This is a genomic window from Providencia sp. PROV040, from assembly GCF_032706145.1.
Classification (GTDB): domain Bacteria; phylum Pseudomonadota; class Gammaproteobacteria; order Enterobacterales; family Enterobacteriaceae; genus Providencia; species Providencia hangzhouensis.
Map to the genome: position 1 here is coordinate 3,690,340 of NZ_CP120530.1, position 16,745 is coordinate 3,707,084.

Genomic DNA, 16,745 nt, shown 5'->3' on the forward strand with positions numbered 1-16,745 from the left:
TTTGTTGCTCTCCTGTCATTTCAAGTATTTTGTCATCGGTAATAAAAACCGTTGAGTGTTTGATAACAAAGATTTAATCATCGCATCATCAATGCTTCTACAAGTTCTTGACACATAATCGTCTTCCATCTCACCTTTTTGCATCTGACTTCCTTGTAAGCTTTGGAGCAAAGCAGATAATGCTTTTTGTTGAATTTCTTCACTCGAAAAATCGTACTGTTTTGTCTTTTTATCAAAGCAAGCTTTAACCCAACTCCAACCACTTTGAGAAAGAAGAATTAACGGGGAATTAAACCCTTCACAGTAGCCTACGACTAAATCTTGTAGATAAGCCAATGCATCTTCTTTGCTAATAGCAGCAAACTGCCAAATACTATTATCTCTTCCTAGTGCAAGGCTTTCCCCTTCACCAATTTGCGAGTTAAATAGCAAATGTTCCACCCATAGCTGTACCCCATCATTAGCAGTTAAGTAAGCCGGGCGATATCGTACCATTCCTGTTTCATGAATATTTTTCAATAAACCAGTAATTTTTATCCCATTTAACTGAAAATCTAATGGATAATCAAATAGCTGCATATCATATTCTTTAACTTTTTCAGCTAATGGCGATATCTCGTTCAACTGCTGTTCCCAAAAAAGTTGACCAAATTGCCTAGCAGGCAGCTGACCCGATGCTTTTAAAGCAGAATAAAAAGGCTCAATGTTCTTATCTTTGACAAGTAAATCTAAAATTTGATCATTAATTTTATATCGTTGTAATCTACCTAAGTTAAATGGCTCTTCTTCTGGCAGTTCGGTTTCTTCAATAGAAAAATGGACTTTCAAACGCTGTTGAAAAAATGCCCTGATAGGGTGACGATAAAATCGTAATAATTGTTCTAAAGAAATTTCAGTAATGGGCTCTCGAGTTTCAAGTATTGAACAAAATGGTTCATCAACTTTATTTGTTGTTTTTGCGGCAGGTAACCACTCACTCGCAAAACTCTGATAAGGCGTTTCAGGCAAGAAATTTTCTTTTGCGAATGGGACTCTATTATGCTGGATGACCAGATGCTCACTTAATCGTTTAGCACTTTCATCAATAGTCAAAGTTTCATCACCAACTAAACAAAAGCTTTGGCAAATATAATCAATTAATTCAGTAACTAATACCGATGGATTACAAGGCTGATTATCACGAATAGAAAGCCCAATATAACTAACATAAAGTTGTTTAGATGCTGAATTTAATGCTTCTAAAAATAGGTATCTATCATCGTCCCGGCGTTTTCGGTCTCCACGAACAGGTTTTTCCGCCATCAAGTCAAATCCTAATGGTGGTATATTTCGCGGATAAGCACCATCATTCATACCCAGTAAGCAGACAACTTTAAATGGTACTGAACGCATTGGCATCAAAGTGCAAAAATTAACGGCTCCAGCCAAGAAACGTTGACTAATTTTTTCATCATCAAAGCGAACTGAAAGTTCATCACGAATTAAACGCAATGGAACTTGTTCTTCATATCCTGAAGTTATCGCATTATCAATGATTTGATACCACTGTTCTGTTAATAGTGCGAGAACAAGTTCAGTTTCCCCATCAACCATAAAGTAGCTATCAAGTAGTTGCTGACAAAGTTCTTTCCACTCTTCAAGTAGGCGTTCTTGTGCTAATAAAGAGCGCCATTCTCTTAGTGTATTAATTAATAGCGCTAATTTCCCGGCAAGCTGGGCGGCTAAGCCACTACACTCATCATAAGGTAAAATACCATTCCACGGGCCATTTCTGCTATCCATTGCATAGCCAAGCAACATTCTACTTAAGCCAAATTCCCATGTGTTTTGCCCTATCACTGGTAAAGCAAAAGAACGTACATTATCGTCATCAAGCCCCCAGCGGATCCCTGATTCATTAACCCAGCGGCGTAATAAACTTAACTCGCTTTCATCAATACCAAAACGTTGAGAAAAAGCAGAAACTTCAAGTAGGCTAAGAACTTGCTCCGTTGAAAAACGACTCTGAGGTAAGTCGAGTAGCATAATAAATGCTTGTAAAATTGGGTGAGCTTGCAGTGCTTTTCTATCTGAAATTGAAAATGGGATATAACGAGTTGATGCCGTATTACCAAAAACAGCCTGAATATAGGGTGCATAGCTGTCAATATCGGCCACCATGACTATCACATCACGCGGTGTTAGCGATGAATCTTGCTCAAAGAGAGAAAGCAAATGATCTTGTAATACTTCAACTTCCCGCTGTGCACTATGACATAAATGGAATGTTATCGAATCATCTAGCTCATTGATTGGTCGTTTGCCAATACTTGTTTCATAATTTTCTAATGTTGTCCCTAATTGAGCATAGTTTTCGAGATCTAAAATATCCTGCTGAACATTCTCTAATAAATTGGCTCGTTCAGTATCAACATAGGCCGAAATTTCATTCGCACTATCGATTTGAGAAATAAAGTATAGGTTGTCTCGACCTAACCTTCCCCACGAGGCTAGCAGTGGGTTTGCGATATCCTGTTCGCCATTTTCATTAAATAAATTAGGAATATGCTCTTCGAGTTTAAAACGTGAAATTTCATGTTTATCAAGATAATGGCGAAGTTTTCTTTGCTGTAACCTAGCTAAAAACGACGCGCTTTGAATGTCCCCCCAATAATAGCGACAAGGGTTAGTAAACATTAAATGAACATCTGTATGTTCTGCTATTGCATTGATAGCTTGTAGATAAACAGGTGGAAGAGATGAGATACCGCAAATAAAAATACGCTTTGGCAGCAATTTTCCTAAATCAGGGTTCAATGATAATGTATCAATAAAATGTTGATATAAATTAGCTCGATGCCAAGGTGGCTGTTTTAGTTCATTTGAATATTCAACAAGACACTGCCATAAACGTTTTTGCCATAGTTGATTTTCACTTAGCCCCTCTATTAGTTCATTTTTTTGCCATACTCCAACCCATTGTGGGCGATAAACCAAATATTGGTCAAATAAATCAGCAATCCTACCAGCAAGCTGATGAAGTTTACGTTTATCTGTATCTTCTTGAAGATAATGCTTTAAAGGTTCAAATTCTTCCTCATCAATGACAGTTGGCAATATTGTCATTAGTTTCCATGTCATAGCTTGCTTGGTATAAGCGCTTTCTTTTGGAATTTCCGGTAAGACTCGCCTAAACATGTCCCAAATGAACGTTGCTGGTAAGGGATAGCTAATATTTGCAGCAATACCAAACTGCTTAGCAAGTTCGATTTGCAACCATTGTGACATTCCAGGACTTTGTACTAAAATTATTTCTTGCTCAAAAGGGTTAGAAAGTGGTTCATTTTTCATTAAATGAGTCATTAGATCTTTTAATAAATCTAATTGATTAGAATGATACACTTGGAACATAGTACTCTCCTGTTGAGCAATACCAACGGCTTAATGAAAATGGCTGTTTTTTTATCGTTAACGATACCATTAACTCAGTACAGTTATCGGCTCGCGGTAAGCGAGTTGTTTGTATTTTCCACTCAGGGTAACGCAAATTTGGATCTATGGAAGAATTTTTCTCCCCTGATATTGGTTCCCCTAACATTGAGCTTTTCTCTAATGTACTATGTAACACCCTAATGGCCGAAGAATTCATATACAATTTATTAAAATTCAATATGATATATTGCGAATAGTTTACCAAAGCTACCAGTGAAATAGCAAAAATAACCACGCCAATCATTGCCTCTACTAATGCAAATCCTTGCTGCTTTGTTTTCATTAGCAAAATCCTTTTTTTATCACTGGGCAATAATCTAACCACCCTTTTTTACGAGAGAAAAACTGTTGCTTATTTGCATCCCATACTACCCATCGATAAACTTTAATATCATTCCCTAAGCGATAATGACTTTGCCCCGACAGCACGAAATCCGCCCCTTTGTAATGTTTTAAGCAACTTTTCCATTGTTGATTTTCCTCTTTCTGGCAAACCCAACGCTTTAATCCTCTATATTGACTATCCCAATGTAATGTCCCCCCCCAAGCAAGAGCTGACTCTGCTTTATTAAAAGCATCGAAATATTTAATTTCCTTATGCAACTCATCCCTAGCTCGTTCTTGGAAAAAATGCACCGATTTAATCAATAATGTGCCTATTGTGATAAAAATAATAACCATAAGCAGAGAAACGTTTCCCTGTTGTTGCTCTATATTCTTCATAGATTTCTAACTAAGACCGCTATCCGGTAATTAAATATTTGATTAGGTAATAACTCTGTTTTAAGGCTTATTTCCATTTCAAGTAATTGGGTATTTTCCCGCCAATCAAATGCTAATTTTTTAACTTTGATTAACTTCTCATCAAATAATGATTGCCAACGAGTCCCATCACAATTTCGGACATTTCGATTGGACTCTAGTTTTTCATTATTTAACCGATAACCAAAATAATCAGAATCTTTAGATTTGGATTTAATATCTTCCCACTTACCCGATAAATCTTGGTCATAAGCAAAAATAATGCACGAGTTATTCCCTTTGCTTAAAAATTTTGATGTGATTTTTAAAGGTTCTTCACCACAATTTAGGCTACTACAGTAACCTATCCTTCTAAAATCTTTTTCCATATTTATCAATGTTTGCCTTATATCCTTGTCTATTTGGTATTGAATGTAAGTTCGATAGGTTTGCTTAAATAATGTAGGAATAGCGCTCATCGCTGATACACAAACAATGCTACTGATAGCCATTGCCATTAATATTTCAATAAGTGTAAATCCCTGCTGTTTTTTTAATTTATCGTTATTTAAGGGATTCAACATTTAGGTACCCCTGTCATTTTTTTATGACTACAGCTTCTAATACGGCCTAATGAAGAAATATAAATTGTGATTTGCTGATTCTGATTTTTTAGCTCTATGCTAAAAGCACGGATCGTTCCCTGCTTACCATATAGCTGAATTGAAGTACGGCTTGCTTTACTAAGTTCTATTCCTTGGTGCCTTTTTGCTGTTAACTTGCCAACCTCTTGCTTGCTGTTCGCATCTTTAACATCAAGCTGCCAATCATTTCTACCAGCCTTAACGGATAATATTTGATACCTATTTAAATAGACACCTTCTGTCATTTGGCTATAAATAAACTCAGATACTTGCCTAGCCGCATCGATTAACCGCTGCCTTTCTACTTGCTGTTGCCATTGATATAAACCAGAAAAAATAACAAAAGAACAAATAAATAAAACAATCATAATCTCAATTAAGGTGAAACCACGCTGCGTTGTATTTAATTCAACTTTCATTTTGTTGTGACCCCACTTTTTATATGCAAGACAGAGATTGCCAAAAAAAATCTGTCTAGCGAGGTTTGTCATTACAAACTGCATAACGCTTCGCAACAAAATAAATAAATGCATAACAATACAAGTCAATTTGCGAGCTGCTTCGCAAAGAAATAGTTAATTCAAAATAAATGCAAGAAAGTAAATTAATTATGAACCAAGATAAAATTCATCAAGAAAGATGGGATAGATAAAGGAGGAAAGTTGATGATAAGTTAAAAAACGATAATAAGATGGTTTTCCGATAAAACCATCTTAGTAAACAATTTATTCGCTAATCAAACAGTAAACGGATATTTGATAGCCTCATGGCACTGGTACCCTTCGAGAGTAAAATCATCCGAAGTCACCCATGTTTCGAGGTCTTCTAATGACTGAATTTTGGGGTTAATAACCAATGAAGGGGAAGCAAACGGCTCACGTTTTAGTTGGACATCACGCATTAAAGGCAGTTGGTTTTCATAAATATGTGCATTCACAATTTTATGGTAAGCCTTACCTGCTTTATGGCCTGAAATACGAGCCATAAGAGCGAGCAAAACAAAACATTGTACTTGGTTGAAATTTAAACCAAGAGGTACATCACAGCTACGTTGGTAAGATGTTAAATGTAGGGTATCACCTAGCAATGAAAAAGTATGAGTATGCATGCAGGGACGCAAGCAACCCATTTCAAATTCACCAGGGTTATAGAAAGTGATAATTTCTGCGCGGTCATCAATTCCATTTTTTAAGTTATTGACGACTTTTTTCAGCTGATCTAAATGTGTTCCATCTGGGCGTTGCCATGAGCGCCCTTGAACACCATATACGCGGCCCATATCATCCTCACCTTTGCGATAAGGGTTATTCAGCCATGCTTGGTTCTCATTTGCATTGGCATTCCATGTATTACAACCAATTTCACGAAATTGAGCCGCATTGTCGTAGCCACGTAGATAACCAAGAAGCTCAGCTATCGCCGCTTTATAAAAGCTTTTACGAGTCGTAATCAAGGGGAATTGATTATTGCCCACATCATATTCAAGGTCAGCGTTAATAACGGTTAAACAACGAACGCCAGTTCGTTTATTTTCAACCCATTGCCCTTCATCAATAATACGTTGGCATAAATCAAGATACGGCTTCATAGTGACTCTCTTTTAAAAAAATAACTTAAGTGGCTAACCTTTGTCTCGTTGTACTTCATTGCTTTATTTACAAAATAGTTATATTCAACAGACTAAGTTAGCCCCAATAATTGTATTTATTAACTCTTTGTAGGCTCTTTTAGTGGCTTATGGGCTGGCACATTTTTGCCATATTTGTAAGCCCAAACAATCATCAGAACGCCAATAATAATCATCGGAATTGATAGAATTTGTCCCATACTAATACCACCAAATAAACCAAGCTGTGCGTCTGGTTGCCTAAAGAATTCAACAATAATCCTAAATGCACCATAACCAATCAAGAATAACCCGGAAACACTCCCCATTGGACGAGGTTTACGCACAAATAAGTTCAAAATAAGGAACAGAACAACTCCCTCTAAGAACATTTCATAAAGCTGTGATGGGTGTCTAGGTAGCACACCATACTGCTCTAATATGGGTAATAACGAAGGGTCCTGTGCGGCAAGTTGAATATCTTCACTGCGTGAATGTGGGAATAAAAATGCCCATGGCGTATCGAGTGTTACTCGTCCCCATAGCTCCCCATTAATAAAGTTCCCAATACGGCCCATGCCTAAGCCAAATGGGATCAATGGTGCAACAAAGTCAGATACTTGCAGGAAACGACGGCGAGTACGGTGAGCAAACCACATCATGGCACATATCACACCGATTAGGCCGCCATGGAAGGACATGCCACCATCCCAAACCTTAAATAGATATAAAGGATCGTCAAGAAAAACAGGGAGATTATAAAAGAAAACGTAACCTAACCGACCACCGACAAATACGCCAACAAAGCCAACATACAGCAAGTTTTCTACTTCGTTTTTTGTCCAGCCACTATTGGGTTTTGCAGCGCGACGCCCTGCTAGCCAAAGGGCAAAAACAAAGCCAACAAGGTACATAAAGCCATACCAGTGTAACGATACTGGCCCAATCGAGAACATAACAGGATCTATTTCCGGAAATGCTAAGTAGTTGTTACTCATTGTTCCCCACTTTTTAATCATTAAGCCAACTACTCGTCGACTATTACATATTCAACAGGCTTCAATTTGTGAAGCCCCTGAAGCATACAACAAAAAGTATAGTCATTTATACTTGATATTTTTCAAACTAAACCAAATTAAATACTTACATCTTGTTGTAAGTTAAATCCCACCACGTACAAAACCGCCTAAATGGTGTTGCTCCATAAATTCACTCGCCTCTAGCCTGACACTATCACTCGTTTCCGCAGCCAATAACTTAGGTACTAACTGCGACATCAAGGCTGGGTCAAGCTGGCGGATTAAATATTTCATGCGAGGAACACTACGCCCACTCATACTTAAGGAGCGATATCCTAGAGCAATTAATACCATTGCGCTGAGTGGCTGCCCTGCCATTTCCCCACAAACACTTACAGGGAGTTGAAGGCGTTGGCACTCTTCACTTACTTTTGCTAAAAAGCGCACAATTGAGGGATGAAGATTATCATATAGCGCCGCTACATGGGTGTTATTACGGTCAACAGCAAGTAAATATTGTGTAAAGTCATTAGTCCCGATAGAGATAAAATCAACGCGTTTTTTTATTTCCGGTAATAGAAATAGCAAAGAAGGAACTTCAAGCATAATACCAATTTGGGGCATCTCAACTGGCATTTTTAATAAAAAACTCACTTCGTCCCTTGCTCTTTTTATCAGCAAAATTGCTTCGTCTATCTCATTAACACTGGTCACCATCGGTAATAAAATACGTAAATTACCTGAAAACATATTCGCCCGTAACATAGCCCTTAGCTGGATTAAAAAAATCTCGGGCTGGTCCAGCATGATGCGAATACCGCGCCAGCCTAAGCTTGGGTTTTCTTCGCTAATTGGCATGTATGGCAACTGTTTGTCCGCCCCTATATCAAGGGTTCTTAACACTACAGGCTTGGTAGGGAAAAGTTGTAAAACTTCTTTATAGAGTTGTTTTTGCTCATCTTCCGAGGGAAAACCATTGTGCAACATAAAAGGCAGTTCAGTACGATACAGGCCAACGCCATCAACCCCTGTGTTAATCTGTTGCTCGTAGCGCGGACTTAAGCCTGCATTAAGGTAAATATGAACTTGTTCGCCGCCTTTAAGTGCTGCATCTTGTTCAAGAGTTCCTTCCGCTAAGCGACTAATAACATTTTCTTCTTCAATGATTTGCTGGTATTCCTGAACAATTAAATTTTCAGGTTCAATAAAGAGCTCACCACGGTAACCATCTAATATTAAATGGCGGTTATGTAATAACGAAGGCTCAATATCCGCCCCCATAATCGCAGGAATTCCCATAGCTCTGATTAAGATAGCTGAATGAGAATGCGTTGCTCCGTCACGCACAACTACACCGGCAAGTTGTTCAATAGGTAACTCAGCCAATACACTAGCACTTAATTCATCAGCAACTAAAATAAAACGTTCTGGCCATTGCTCATTTGCGGTAAGTGAATCATCAAGATGAAATAATAAGCGTTGACCTAATGCTTTTAAATCTGCCCCTCTTTCCCTTAAATAAAGGTCACGCAGGCGAGAAAACTGCTCTACATAATTTTCAATGACTGTTTTAACTGCCCATTCAGCGGTTGCGTTATCATTGATGGCGGCAAACAGGTGTTTTTTTAGCTGTGGGTCACTAAGCAAATGATTGTAGAGATCAAATATCGCCGCACTTTCTTTTGCTGAGCTCGCCATAAAACGTTTACTAATACGACGACATTCCGCTGTAGCACTTTCAAGGGCGACGACAAGGCGTTGTTTTTCTTTATCGATATCAATAGCGCTTGCTTGAAAAATACTATCTAAAGAAGGTTGGGAACTATCTTGCCATCCATAAGCCATTGCAATTCCTTGTGATACAGGAATCGCTTTAATTCTATTTTGTCGATATTGCCCAAAAATACCTTTTGCTTGTGCTTGCGACAAAATCACGGCGAGTTGCATCGACAGCGTTACCATGAAAGATTCTTCGGTTTCATTAAACAAGCGTTTTTCCCGTTGCTGTACGACCAGCACACCTAATAATTGGCGACGGTATACCACGGGAACACCTAAGAAAGCTTTTAATTGTTCTTCTTTAAGCTGAGGCAGGAATTTATATTGAGGGTGTTCACGAATATCGGCTAGATTGAGCATTTCAGATTGGCGCCCTACGGCCCCTACGACACCTTCATCAAAACCTAGACGAATAGCAATCCCGCTAGGTTTTTTTAACCCGCGGGTTGCCATTAAGTAATAGCATTGGCGAGGGTGATCAGCTAAATAAATGGAACAAACGTCTGTTCTCATTGCTTTGCAGGTCTCATTCACCAACACTTCTAGCGCATCAGTCAAACTTGTCGCCATTGCAACTTTTTCGACAATTTCACGTAAACGCGTCAACATAAGCTACTTTGCTCCACGCCTACGGTTATTAAAAGAGGGCCGTTGTGGTAATTTTTGTTCCTGTAAAGGCATAACTACGGGAGCGAATTCTTTCATGACACGCCGATAAACTTCACGTTTGAAAGAAACCACCTGCCTAACAGGATACCAATAACTGACCCATCGCCAGCCATCAAATTCTGGCGATTTACTGCGCTGCACGTTTATATCGGCATCATTGCATTGAAGTTGAAGTAAAAACCAACGCTGTTTCTGCCCAATACAAACAGGTTTTGTATCCCAACGCACCAAACGCTTGGGTAATTTGTAACGTAACCAATTACGGGTAGATGCCAATAACCTGACATCCTTACGCTGTAGCCCGACTTCTTCGTATAGCTCACGATACATCGCCTGTTCCGGCGATTCCCCAGGATTGATGCCTCCTTGAGGAAACTGCCATGAGTGTTGACCATAGCGGCGGGCCCATAAAACTTGCCCTTGCCGATTACAAATTACAATTCCTACATTCGGGCGGTAGCCATCATCATCAATCACAGACTACCTCAATAACCAAATTTGAAAGATGCCTAATTGTTTCACACATACCTAAACTGGTAAACCTATATCAATACAGTTTGCAGATATGTCTGAAGTCACTACAATAGTGAACATCTCAACGGGGTGCCGAAGTTATTTCGGCTGAGAAATAACCCGTAGAACCTGATCCGGTTAATACCGGCGTAGGGATTTGAGCCTCCGTCTGCATATCTGCACCGGTTTCTCCTCAAATCCTGTGTCACTATCTTTTAGCGCAGGAAAAAGCATGTTTAAAAACAAAATTATAGCATCGTTCTTTACCTTTGGTGCACTCAGTTTAAGTCAATTAGCATGGGCGGATAAACCAACGCTTACTGTTTATACCTACGATTCCTTTGCCGCAGAGTGGGGTCCAGGACCACAAATTAAAAAAAATTTCGAAGCGCAGTGCGATTGTGAATTAAAAATAGTGGCGCTGGGGGATGGTGTAGCCCTGCTAAACAGACTCAGAATGGAAGGAAAAAAAAGCAAAGCAGATGTGATTTTAGGGTTAGATAATAATTTATTAGATTCTGCTGAAAAAACAGGCCTGTTTGCTCCTGCCGACATTAATACCAGTGCATTGAAGCTGCCTATTTCGTGGGATAACTCAACCTTCATTCCTTATGACTATGGTTATTTCGCATTCATATATGACACTAATAAAATTAAACAACCACCAACAAGTATGGATGCATTATTAAATAGTGAAAATAATTGGAAAATTATTTACCAAGATCCTCGAACCAGTACGCCCGGACTTGGCTTAATGCTGTGGATTGAAAAACTGTATGGCGACAAGTCTGCGGATGCATGGCAAAAAATGGCAGGCAAAACACTTACCGTAACTAAAGGTTGGAGTGAAGCTTATGGCCTGTTCTTAAAAGGGGAAGGTGATTTTGTACTCAGTTATACCTCATCGCCGGGTTATCAAATGCTTAATGACCAAAAAGATAACTATGCTGCGGCATTATTTAATGAGGGTCACTATATGCAAGTTGAGGTGGCAGCAAGGCTGAAAAATAGCCCACAGCCAGAGCTTGCCAAGCAGTTCTTGCAGTTTGTCTTAACACCTGAATTCCAAAATACCCTGCCAACAACAAACTGGATGTATCCGGTCATTGATATTCCCTTACCTGAGGTATACAACCAGTTACCTCTACCTGAAAAAGCCTTACAATTTAGTTCTCAAGAAGTGGCCAAAGAACGCCAAAATTGGACTCGTTTATGGCAAACCGCCGTCAGTCGCTAATTAATTTGTCTCTACTACCGGGGGCATTGGCCTCCGGATTACTGATTACGGTTGCACTCATTAGTTTTGGTGCACTGTGGTTTTTTGCACCTGAAATTTCAATGGCTGACATTATTAGCGATAGCTATTTGTGGCATGTGATTGGGTTTACCTTTTGGCAGGCTTTTTTATCCGCCATTTTTTCTGTAATCCCTGCTATTTTTCTTGCAAGAGCACTGCACCGCCGTCGTTTTTTTGGACGAACCCTATTTTTACGCCTATGTGCAATGACATTGGTTCTTCCGGTATTAGTTGCCGTGTTTGGTATTTTATCGGTTTACGGGCAGACGGGTTGGCTAGCTAAACTTTGTCAATTACTGGGGCTTGATTACACCTTTTCACCTTATGGCCTAAAAGGCATTTTGTTAGCGCATGTATTTTTTAACATGCCACTGGCAACACGTATGCTATTGCAATCTTTAGAGAATATCGCTATTGAGCAACGGCAGATTGCAGCACAACTGAGGTTTAATGAGTGGCAGCAATTCACTATTTTAGAATGGCCCTATTTACGGCGACAAATATTACCCACTGCCGCATTAATTTTCATGCTGTGCTTTGCCAGCTTTGCGACGGTTCTCGCTCTGGGAGGCGGCCCGGCAGCAACCACCATCGAATTGGCTATTTACCAAGCACTTAATTATGATTTTGATTTAGGACGAGCCACCCTTTTGGCGCTCATCCAGCTGTTTTTCTGTGTCGGTTTAATGTTTATCTGCCATAGAGTAAATAGTGTATTTTCAGTGGGGTTTAGCCAACAAGCGCAATGGGTTGACCCCGCTGATAACGCATTTCGTCGTATTCGTGACCTGCTGCTCATTATTGCTGCCATGTTATTGCTACTGCCCCCGCTGTTCGCTGTTATTTTTGATGGCTTAAATGGGCAACTTTGGGCGGTATTGCAGCAACCTGCCTTATGGCAAGCCACGGCAACCTCTGTGTTTATTGCACTGTGTGCTGGCGCTGTCTGCGTGGCACTTACCTTAATGTTGTTATGGAGCAGCCGTGAATTGCGCTTACGCCAAGCGGCTCGTCTAGGGCAAGCCTTAGAACTTAGTGGGTTAATTATTTTAGCCATGCCCGGTATCGTGCTCGCGACAGGTTTTTTTATCTTTTTTAATGAAACGGTAGGCTTACCTGAATCCCCTTACCCATTAGTTATCATGACTAATGCTTTGTTAGCCATTCCCTATGCGTTAAAAGTATTAGAAAACCCTATGCGAGACAGCGCTGAACGCTATAACCCATTGTGCCAATCACTTGGCATTTCTGGTTTTAATCGTTTCCAACTTATTGAACTTAAAGCATTACGCAAACCTATTTCCCAAGCTCTCGCATTTGCTTGTGTTATCTCAATTGGTGATTTTGGTGTTGTCGCGTTATTTGGCAATGATAACTTCCGCACACTCCCTTATTATCTTTATCAGCAAATAGGGGCTTACCGGTCAAACGATGGGGCTGTTACGGCCATGTTATTATTATTACTTTGCTTTTGCTTATTTAGCTTGATTGAACGTATCTCAGGAAAACACCATGATTAAATTGACTCAGCTAGATTACCAATACGACAACCTGACAATGTCATTTGATTTTTCTGTTCAGTCTGGTGAGTCTGTGGCAGTTATGGGGCCAAGTGGTGCTGGGAAAAGTACGCTATTAAGCCTGATTAGCGGCTTTCAATTTCCCCAAAGCGGAACGATTGTGCTCAATGGCGAAGACCATACTTTTAGCCCTCCAGCTAAGCGCCCTGTTTCTATGTTATTTCAAGAAAATAATTTATTTTCACACCTGACAATCCGGCAAAACATTGGTCTTGGACTGCAACCCAATTTACGTCTGAATAAAACGCAAATTCAGCGAGTTGAGCAAATGGCGAGCCGTGTCAGCCTGAGTGAATGTTTAGATAGGTTACCGGCACAACTGTCGGGGGGGCAACGTCAACGCGCGGCATTAGCACGCTGCATGATCCGCAATCAACCAATTTTACTGCTTGATGAGCCTTTTTCAGCTCTCGACCCCGCATTGCGCCGAGAAATGCTGCTATTACTCAGGGAAATTTGTGCAGAAAAATCAATCACATTGTTAATGGTTTCCCATAATGTCGATGATGCCCTGCAAATTGCCCCGCGGACACTGGTTATTGCAGAAGGGAATATTGCCTACGATGGTGATACTCAATACCTATTACAGGGGCAAAGTGCGGCATCTGCGTTACTGAGTATCACCACCGCTGCCAACAATTAACACTGTATAAATTCACACTATTCGCGTATATTTATCGTAACTATTTTTTATGCAAGTTTTATGCGAGTAGCCTAATGACCCAACTTATCGCTCCAGCAGAAAGAGGCTTTATTCTTAGCCGTCACTGGAAAGACACCCGCCACGGTGTTGAGGTCTCTTATTGGCTACTCACTGATAATCAACCTCAAAAGGTCACCGTTCCCTATCAAAAAGCCATTGGCTTTTTAGCTGAATCTCAATTCCCTCAAGTAAAACATTTATTAGATGAACAACCCAATATTACCTACCGGCCCCTTGAATTAATTGATTTTAAACGCGAAAAAGTCTATGCGATTTATTGCCACCAATATCGACAATTACAGAATCTTGAAAAAAGCTGCAACGAATTGGGTGTCGAATTATTAGAAACAGATATTCGCCCAAGTGAACGGTATCTAATGGAACGCTTTATCGCGGCCTCTGTCTGGTTTTCTCAAAATCAGCAAGGAGAATTTCAACTAAAACCTTGTGAAGGCTACCGTCCCCTAGTCAAAGCTGTTTCCCTTGATATCGAAACCAGCCAACATGGTGAACTCTATTCTATAGGGCTGTCTGGCTGTGGTGACAATGTGGTATTTATGTTAGGGCCAGAACAAGGGCCTGCATTGAGCTCTGAACATCGCTTAATCTATGTGAATAGCCGCCCGCAATTACTTCATAAGCTCAATGAATGGCTTCACCAATATGACCCTGATGCCATCATTGGTTGGAACCTAATCCAATTCGACTTACAAGTATTACAAAAGCATGCTGAGCGTTATGGCATCCCATTATTGTTTGGTCGACAAAACAAAAAATTGGAGTGGCGAGAGCATGGCTTTAAGCAAGGGGTATTTTTTGCCGCTGCTGAAGGCCGGTTAATTATTGATGGTATTGATGCATTAAAAGCAGCAACATGGAGTTTTTCATCATTTAGTTTAGAGTTTGTCGCTCAAGAACTCCTTGGCGAAGGTAAAGCGATTGATACCCCTTATGACCGAATGGATGAAATCAACCGCCGCTTTGCTCACGATAAACCCGCTCTAGCACACTACAATATTCAAGATTGTATTTTAGTCCATCGGATCTTTGAAAAAACCGATTTAATGGCTTTCTTGCAAGAACGTTCAACAGTAACTGGCCTTGCTGTTGATAAAATGGGCGGATCTGTCGCAGCATTCTCACACCTTTATATTCCCCGTCTACACCGCCTTGGCTTTGTCGCGCCCAACCTTACGGAACATAAAATGCAACTGAACCCCGGGGGCTTTGTCATGGACTCCCAACCTGGGCTATATGACTCCGTATTAGTTTTGGATTATAAAAGCCTATATCCTTCAATTATTAGAACTTTTCTCATCGACCCTGCGGGTATGATTGAAGGATTAGCGCATCCAGACCTTGAATATTCTGTTCCCGGTTTTCGCCAAGCTTGGTTTTCTCGTACAACCCACTGTTTACCCGATATTGTCAGCCATATCTGGCAAGAACGGGATAAAGCCAAAAAAGAGCATAATGCGCCACTATCCCAAGCGTTGAAAATTATTATGAACGCATTTGCTGGGGTACTAGGCGCTGAAGGGTGCCGTTTTTTTGACCCAAGACTGACTGCATCAATCACCATGCGTGGCCATGAAATTATGCGTACAACCAAACGTTTGATTGAGTCACAGGGTTACCAAGTTATTTATGGGGATACCGACTCCACATTTGTATGGTTACGAGACGCCCACAATGAAGAGCAAGCGCAAAAAATTGGCTTTGCTTTACGTGATTACGTGAATAGCTGGTGGAAAAAACATTTAGCTGAAGAATGGCAATTAGAGGGGGTTTTAGAACTTGAATATGAAACCCATTACCGCCGATTTTTGATGCCAACGGTACGTGGTGCTGAAATGGGGAGTAAAAAACGCTATGCAGGGCTGAGTAAAGACACCATGGTATTTAGAGGGCTGGAAACCATTCGCTCGGACTGGACCCCCTTAGCACAAATATTCCAAAAAGAGCTCTATACCCGTATTTTTTATCGCCAACCTTACCGTGAATATATTCGTGAATATGTGCAAAATATTCGTTCTGGCCAATATGATGACCGTTTAGTTTACCGTAAACGCCTGCGCCGAAAATTGACTGATTACCAAAAAAATGTTCCTCCGCATGTTCGAGCTGCTCGTACCGCTGATGACTATAATTTAAAATTACAGCGCCCTTTGCAATATCAAAATGGTGGTTGGATAAACTATATTATCACTCAGGCAGGGCCTGAACCGCTGGAAATCATCACGGCAAAACCGGATTACGAACATTATATTTCCAAGCAAATCAAACCAATAGCAGATGCTATCTTGCCTTTCTTACAAGATGACTTTGATACCCTGCTAACTGGGCAAATTACCCTGTTGTTTTAAAATTTATTCTACCTTTGATGTTTTTTTAACAGGTGACGATAGCCTTCGGTTGAATTAATATATCGCCCCTTTGGTGTCTCGCACGTCTGGCTACACAAATTATGCGTGATAATCAACAATACTCATTATAATTCAAACAGACTGACTCATTGTCTCGGCCACAAGCCCAGCAAACGCCTTAGTGCTCACTTTGCTGCAATTTGAATAATTAAATGTGTATAATTAATCATCAGGTAACGACTATTTTTAAAATAATTCGAACTCTTCCTTGTGTAACTATTAATGAGCTACACCAACACTGGGCGAAGACACTGATAAAAATTGTCTTAAAAAATCTAAAAAATAAACTCTCAATTT

General features: G+C 40.1%; 13 protein-coding genes and 1 riboswitch. Of the genes, 4 read left to right on the forward strand and 9 right to left on the reverse strand.

Translation table 11 applies throughout. The features are described from left to right. Positions 1–15: 15 nt before the first annotated feature. From recC to rppH, 9 genes are all read right to left on the reverse strand, one after another. Complete coding sequence (recC, locus tag P3L40_RS17120; RefSeq protein ID WP_272693281.1) at positions 16–3,390, reverse strand: exodeoxyribonuclease V subunit gamma; 3,375 nt, start codon at positions 3,388–3,390, stop codon at positions 16–18. Further along, positions 3,368–3,754 carry a prepilin-type N-terminal cleavage/methylation domain-containing protein gene (locus P3L40_RS17125; protein ID WP_110591275.1) on the reverse strand — a complete coding sequence of 129 codons (387 nt, stop codon included), beginning with the start codon at positions 3,752–3,754 and terminating at the stop codon, positions 3,368–3,370. The genes recC and P3L40_RS17125 overlap by 23 nt, the downstream gene beginning before the upstream one ends. Then, positions 3,754–4,194: a DUF2509 family protein gene (locus P3L40_RS17130; RefSeq protein ID WP_094961116.1), complete on the reverse strand. Its 441-nt coding sequence runs from the start codon at positions 4,192–4,194 to the stop codon at positions 3,754–3,756. Before P3L40_RS17130 ends, P3L40_RS17125 begins: the two co-directional genes overlap by 1 nt. Beyond that, positions 4,191–4,796: a prepilin peptidase-dependent protein gene (locus P3L40_RS17135; RefSeq protein WP_136134318.1), complete on the reverse strand. Its 606-nt coding sequence runs from the start codon at positions 4,794–4,796 to the stop codon at positions 4,191–4,193. The genes P3L40_RS17130 and P3L40_RS17135 overlap by 4 nt, the downstream gene beginning before the upstream one ends. After that, positions 4,790–5,275, reverse strand: a complete 486-nt coding sequence (locus tag P3L40_RS17140; RefSeq protein WP_164455929.1) for a prepilin-type N-terminal cleavage/methylation domain-containing protein — start codon at positions 5,273–5,275, stop codon at positions 4,790–4,792. Before P3L40_RS17140 ends, P3L40_RS17135 begins: the two co-directional genes overlap by 7 nt. A 317-nt stretch (positions 5,276–5,592) precedes the next feature. After that, positions 5,593–6,444, reverse strand: a complete 852-nt coding sequence (locus P3L40_RS17145) for a thymidylate synthase (RefSeq protein ID WP_004257622.1) — start codon at positions 6,442–6,444, stop codon at positions 5,593–5,595. A gap of 119 nt (positions 6,445–6,563) precedes the next feature. Next, positions 6,564–7,460 carry a prolipoprotein diacylglyceryl transferase gene (lgt, locus tag P3L40_RS17150; RefSeq protein ID WP_036957999.1) on the reverse strand — a complete coding sequence of 299 codons (897 nt, stop codon included), beginning with the start codon at positions 7,458–7,460 and terminating at the stop codon, positions 6,564–6,566. A 162-nt stretch (positions 7,461–7,622) separates the two neighbouring features. Then, the gene (ptsP, locus tag P3L40_RS17155) at positions 7,623–9,869 is read right to left on the reverse strand and encodes a phosphoenolpyruvate--protein phosphotransferase (protein ID WP_004257635.1); all 2,247 of its coding nucleotides are present in this window, start codon (positions 9,867–9,869) and stop codon (positions 7,623–7,625) included. Positions 9,870–9,872: 3 nt separating this feature from the next. Then, entirely contained in the window at positions 9,873–10,406 is a 534-nt protein-coding gene (gene rppH, locus P3L40_RS17160; RefSeq protein ID WP_004257639.1) for an RNA pyrophosphohydrolase, read from the reverse strand. A 112-nt stretch (positions 10,407–10,518) separates the two neighbouring features. Beyond that, positions 10,519–10,616, forward strand: a riboswitch (TPP riboswitch). A gap of 58 nt (positions 10,617–10,674) precedes the next feature. Between rppH and thiB the strand changes: the two genes are divergently transcribed. The 4 genes from thiB to P3L40_RS17180 all read left to right on the forward strand — a co-directional run bounded on the left by thiB (position 10,675) and on the right by P3L40_RS17180 (position 16,388). Next, entirely contained in the window at positions 10,675–11,679 is a 1,005-nt protein-coding gene (thiB, locus tag P3L40_RS17165) for a thiamine ABC transporter substrate binding subunit (RefSeq protein ID WP_144139812.1), read from the forward strand. Next, complete coding sequence (gene thiP / locus P3L40_RS17170) at positions 11,655–13,259, forward strand: thiamine/thiamine pyrophosphate ABC transporter permease ThiP (protein ID WP_210853206.1); 1,605 nt, start codon at positions 11,655–11,657, stop codon at positions 13,257–13,259. Before thiB ends, thiP begins: the two co-directional genes overlap by 25 nt. After that, on the forward strand, positions 13,252–13,962 hold the full coding sequence (gene thiQ / locus P3L40_RS17175; RefSeq protein ID WP_094961109.1) for a thiamine ABC transporter ATP-binding protein ThiQ: 711 nt from the start codon (positions 13,252–13,254) through the stop codon (positions 13,960–13,962). Before thiP ends, thiQ begins: the two co-directional genes overlap by 8 nt. Positions 13,963–14,036: 74 nt before the next feature. Further along, positions 14,037–16,388 carry a DNA polymerase II gene (locus tag P3L40_RS17180; protein WP_210853204.1) on the forward strand — a complete coding sequence of 784 codons (2,352 nt, stop codon included), beginning with the start codon at positions 14,037–14,039 and terminating at the stop codon, positions 16,386–16,388. Positions 16,389–16,745 lie beyond the last annotated feature (357 nt).

Coding starts and splice junctions, on each gene's coding strand:
- P3L40_RS17125 (WP_110591275.1), bottom strand. CDS start 3,754: ATGAAAACAAAGCAGCAAGGATTTGCATTAGTAGAGGCAATGATTGGC.
- P3L40_RS17180 (WP_210853204.1), top strand. CDS start 14,037: ATGACCCAACTTATCGCTCCAGCAGAAAGAGGCTTTATTCTTAGCCGT.
- P3L40_RS17140 (WP_164455929.1), bottom strand. CDS start 5,275: ATGAAAGTTGAATTAAATACAACGCAGCGTGGTTTCACCTTAATTGAG.
- P3L40_RS17135 (WP_136134318.1), bottom strand. CDS start 4,796: ATGTTGAATCCCTTAAATAACGATAAATTAAAAAAACAGCAGGGATTT.
- lgt (WP_036957999.1), bottom strand. CDS start 7,460: ATGAGTAACAACTACTTAGCATTTCCGGAAATAGATCCTGTTATGTTC.
- thiB (WP_144139812.1), top strand. CDS start 10,675: ATGTTTAAAAACAAAATTATAGCATCGTTCTTTACCTTTGGTGCACTC.
- P3L40_RS17130 (WP_094961116.1), bottom strand. CDS start 4,194: ATGAAGAATATAGAGCAACAACAGGGAAACGTTTCTCTGCTTATGGTT.
- thiP (WP_210853206.1), top strand. CDS start 11,655: ATGGCAAACCGCCGTCAGTCGCTAATTAATTTGTCTCTACTACCGGGG.
- recC (WP_272693281.1), bottom strand. CDS start 3,390: ATGTTCCAAGTGTATCATTCTAATCAATTAGATTTATTAAAAGATCTA.
- P3L40_RS17145 (WP_004257622.1), bottom strand. CDS start 6,444: ATGAAGCCGTATCTTGATTTATGCCAACGTATTATTGATGAAGGGCAA.
- thiQ (WP_094961109.1), top strand. CDS start 13,252: ATGATTAAATTGACTCAGCTAGATTACCAATACGACAACCTGACAATG.
- ptsP (WP_004257635.1), bottom strand. CDS start 9,869: ATGTTGACGCGTTTACGTGAAATTGTCGAAAAAGTTGCAATGGCGACA.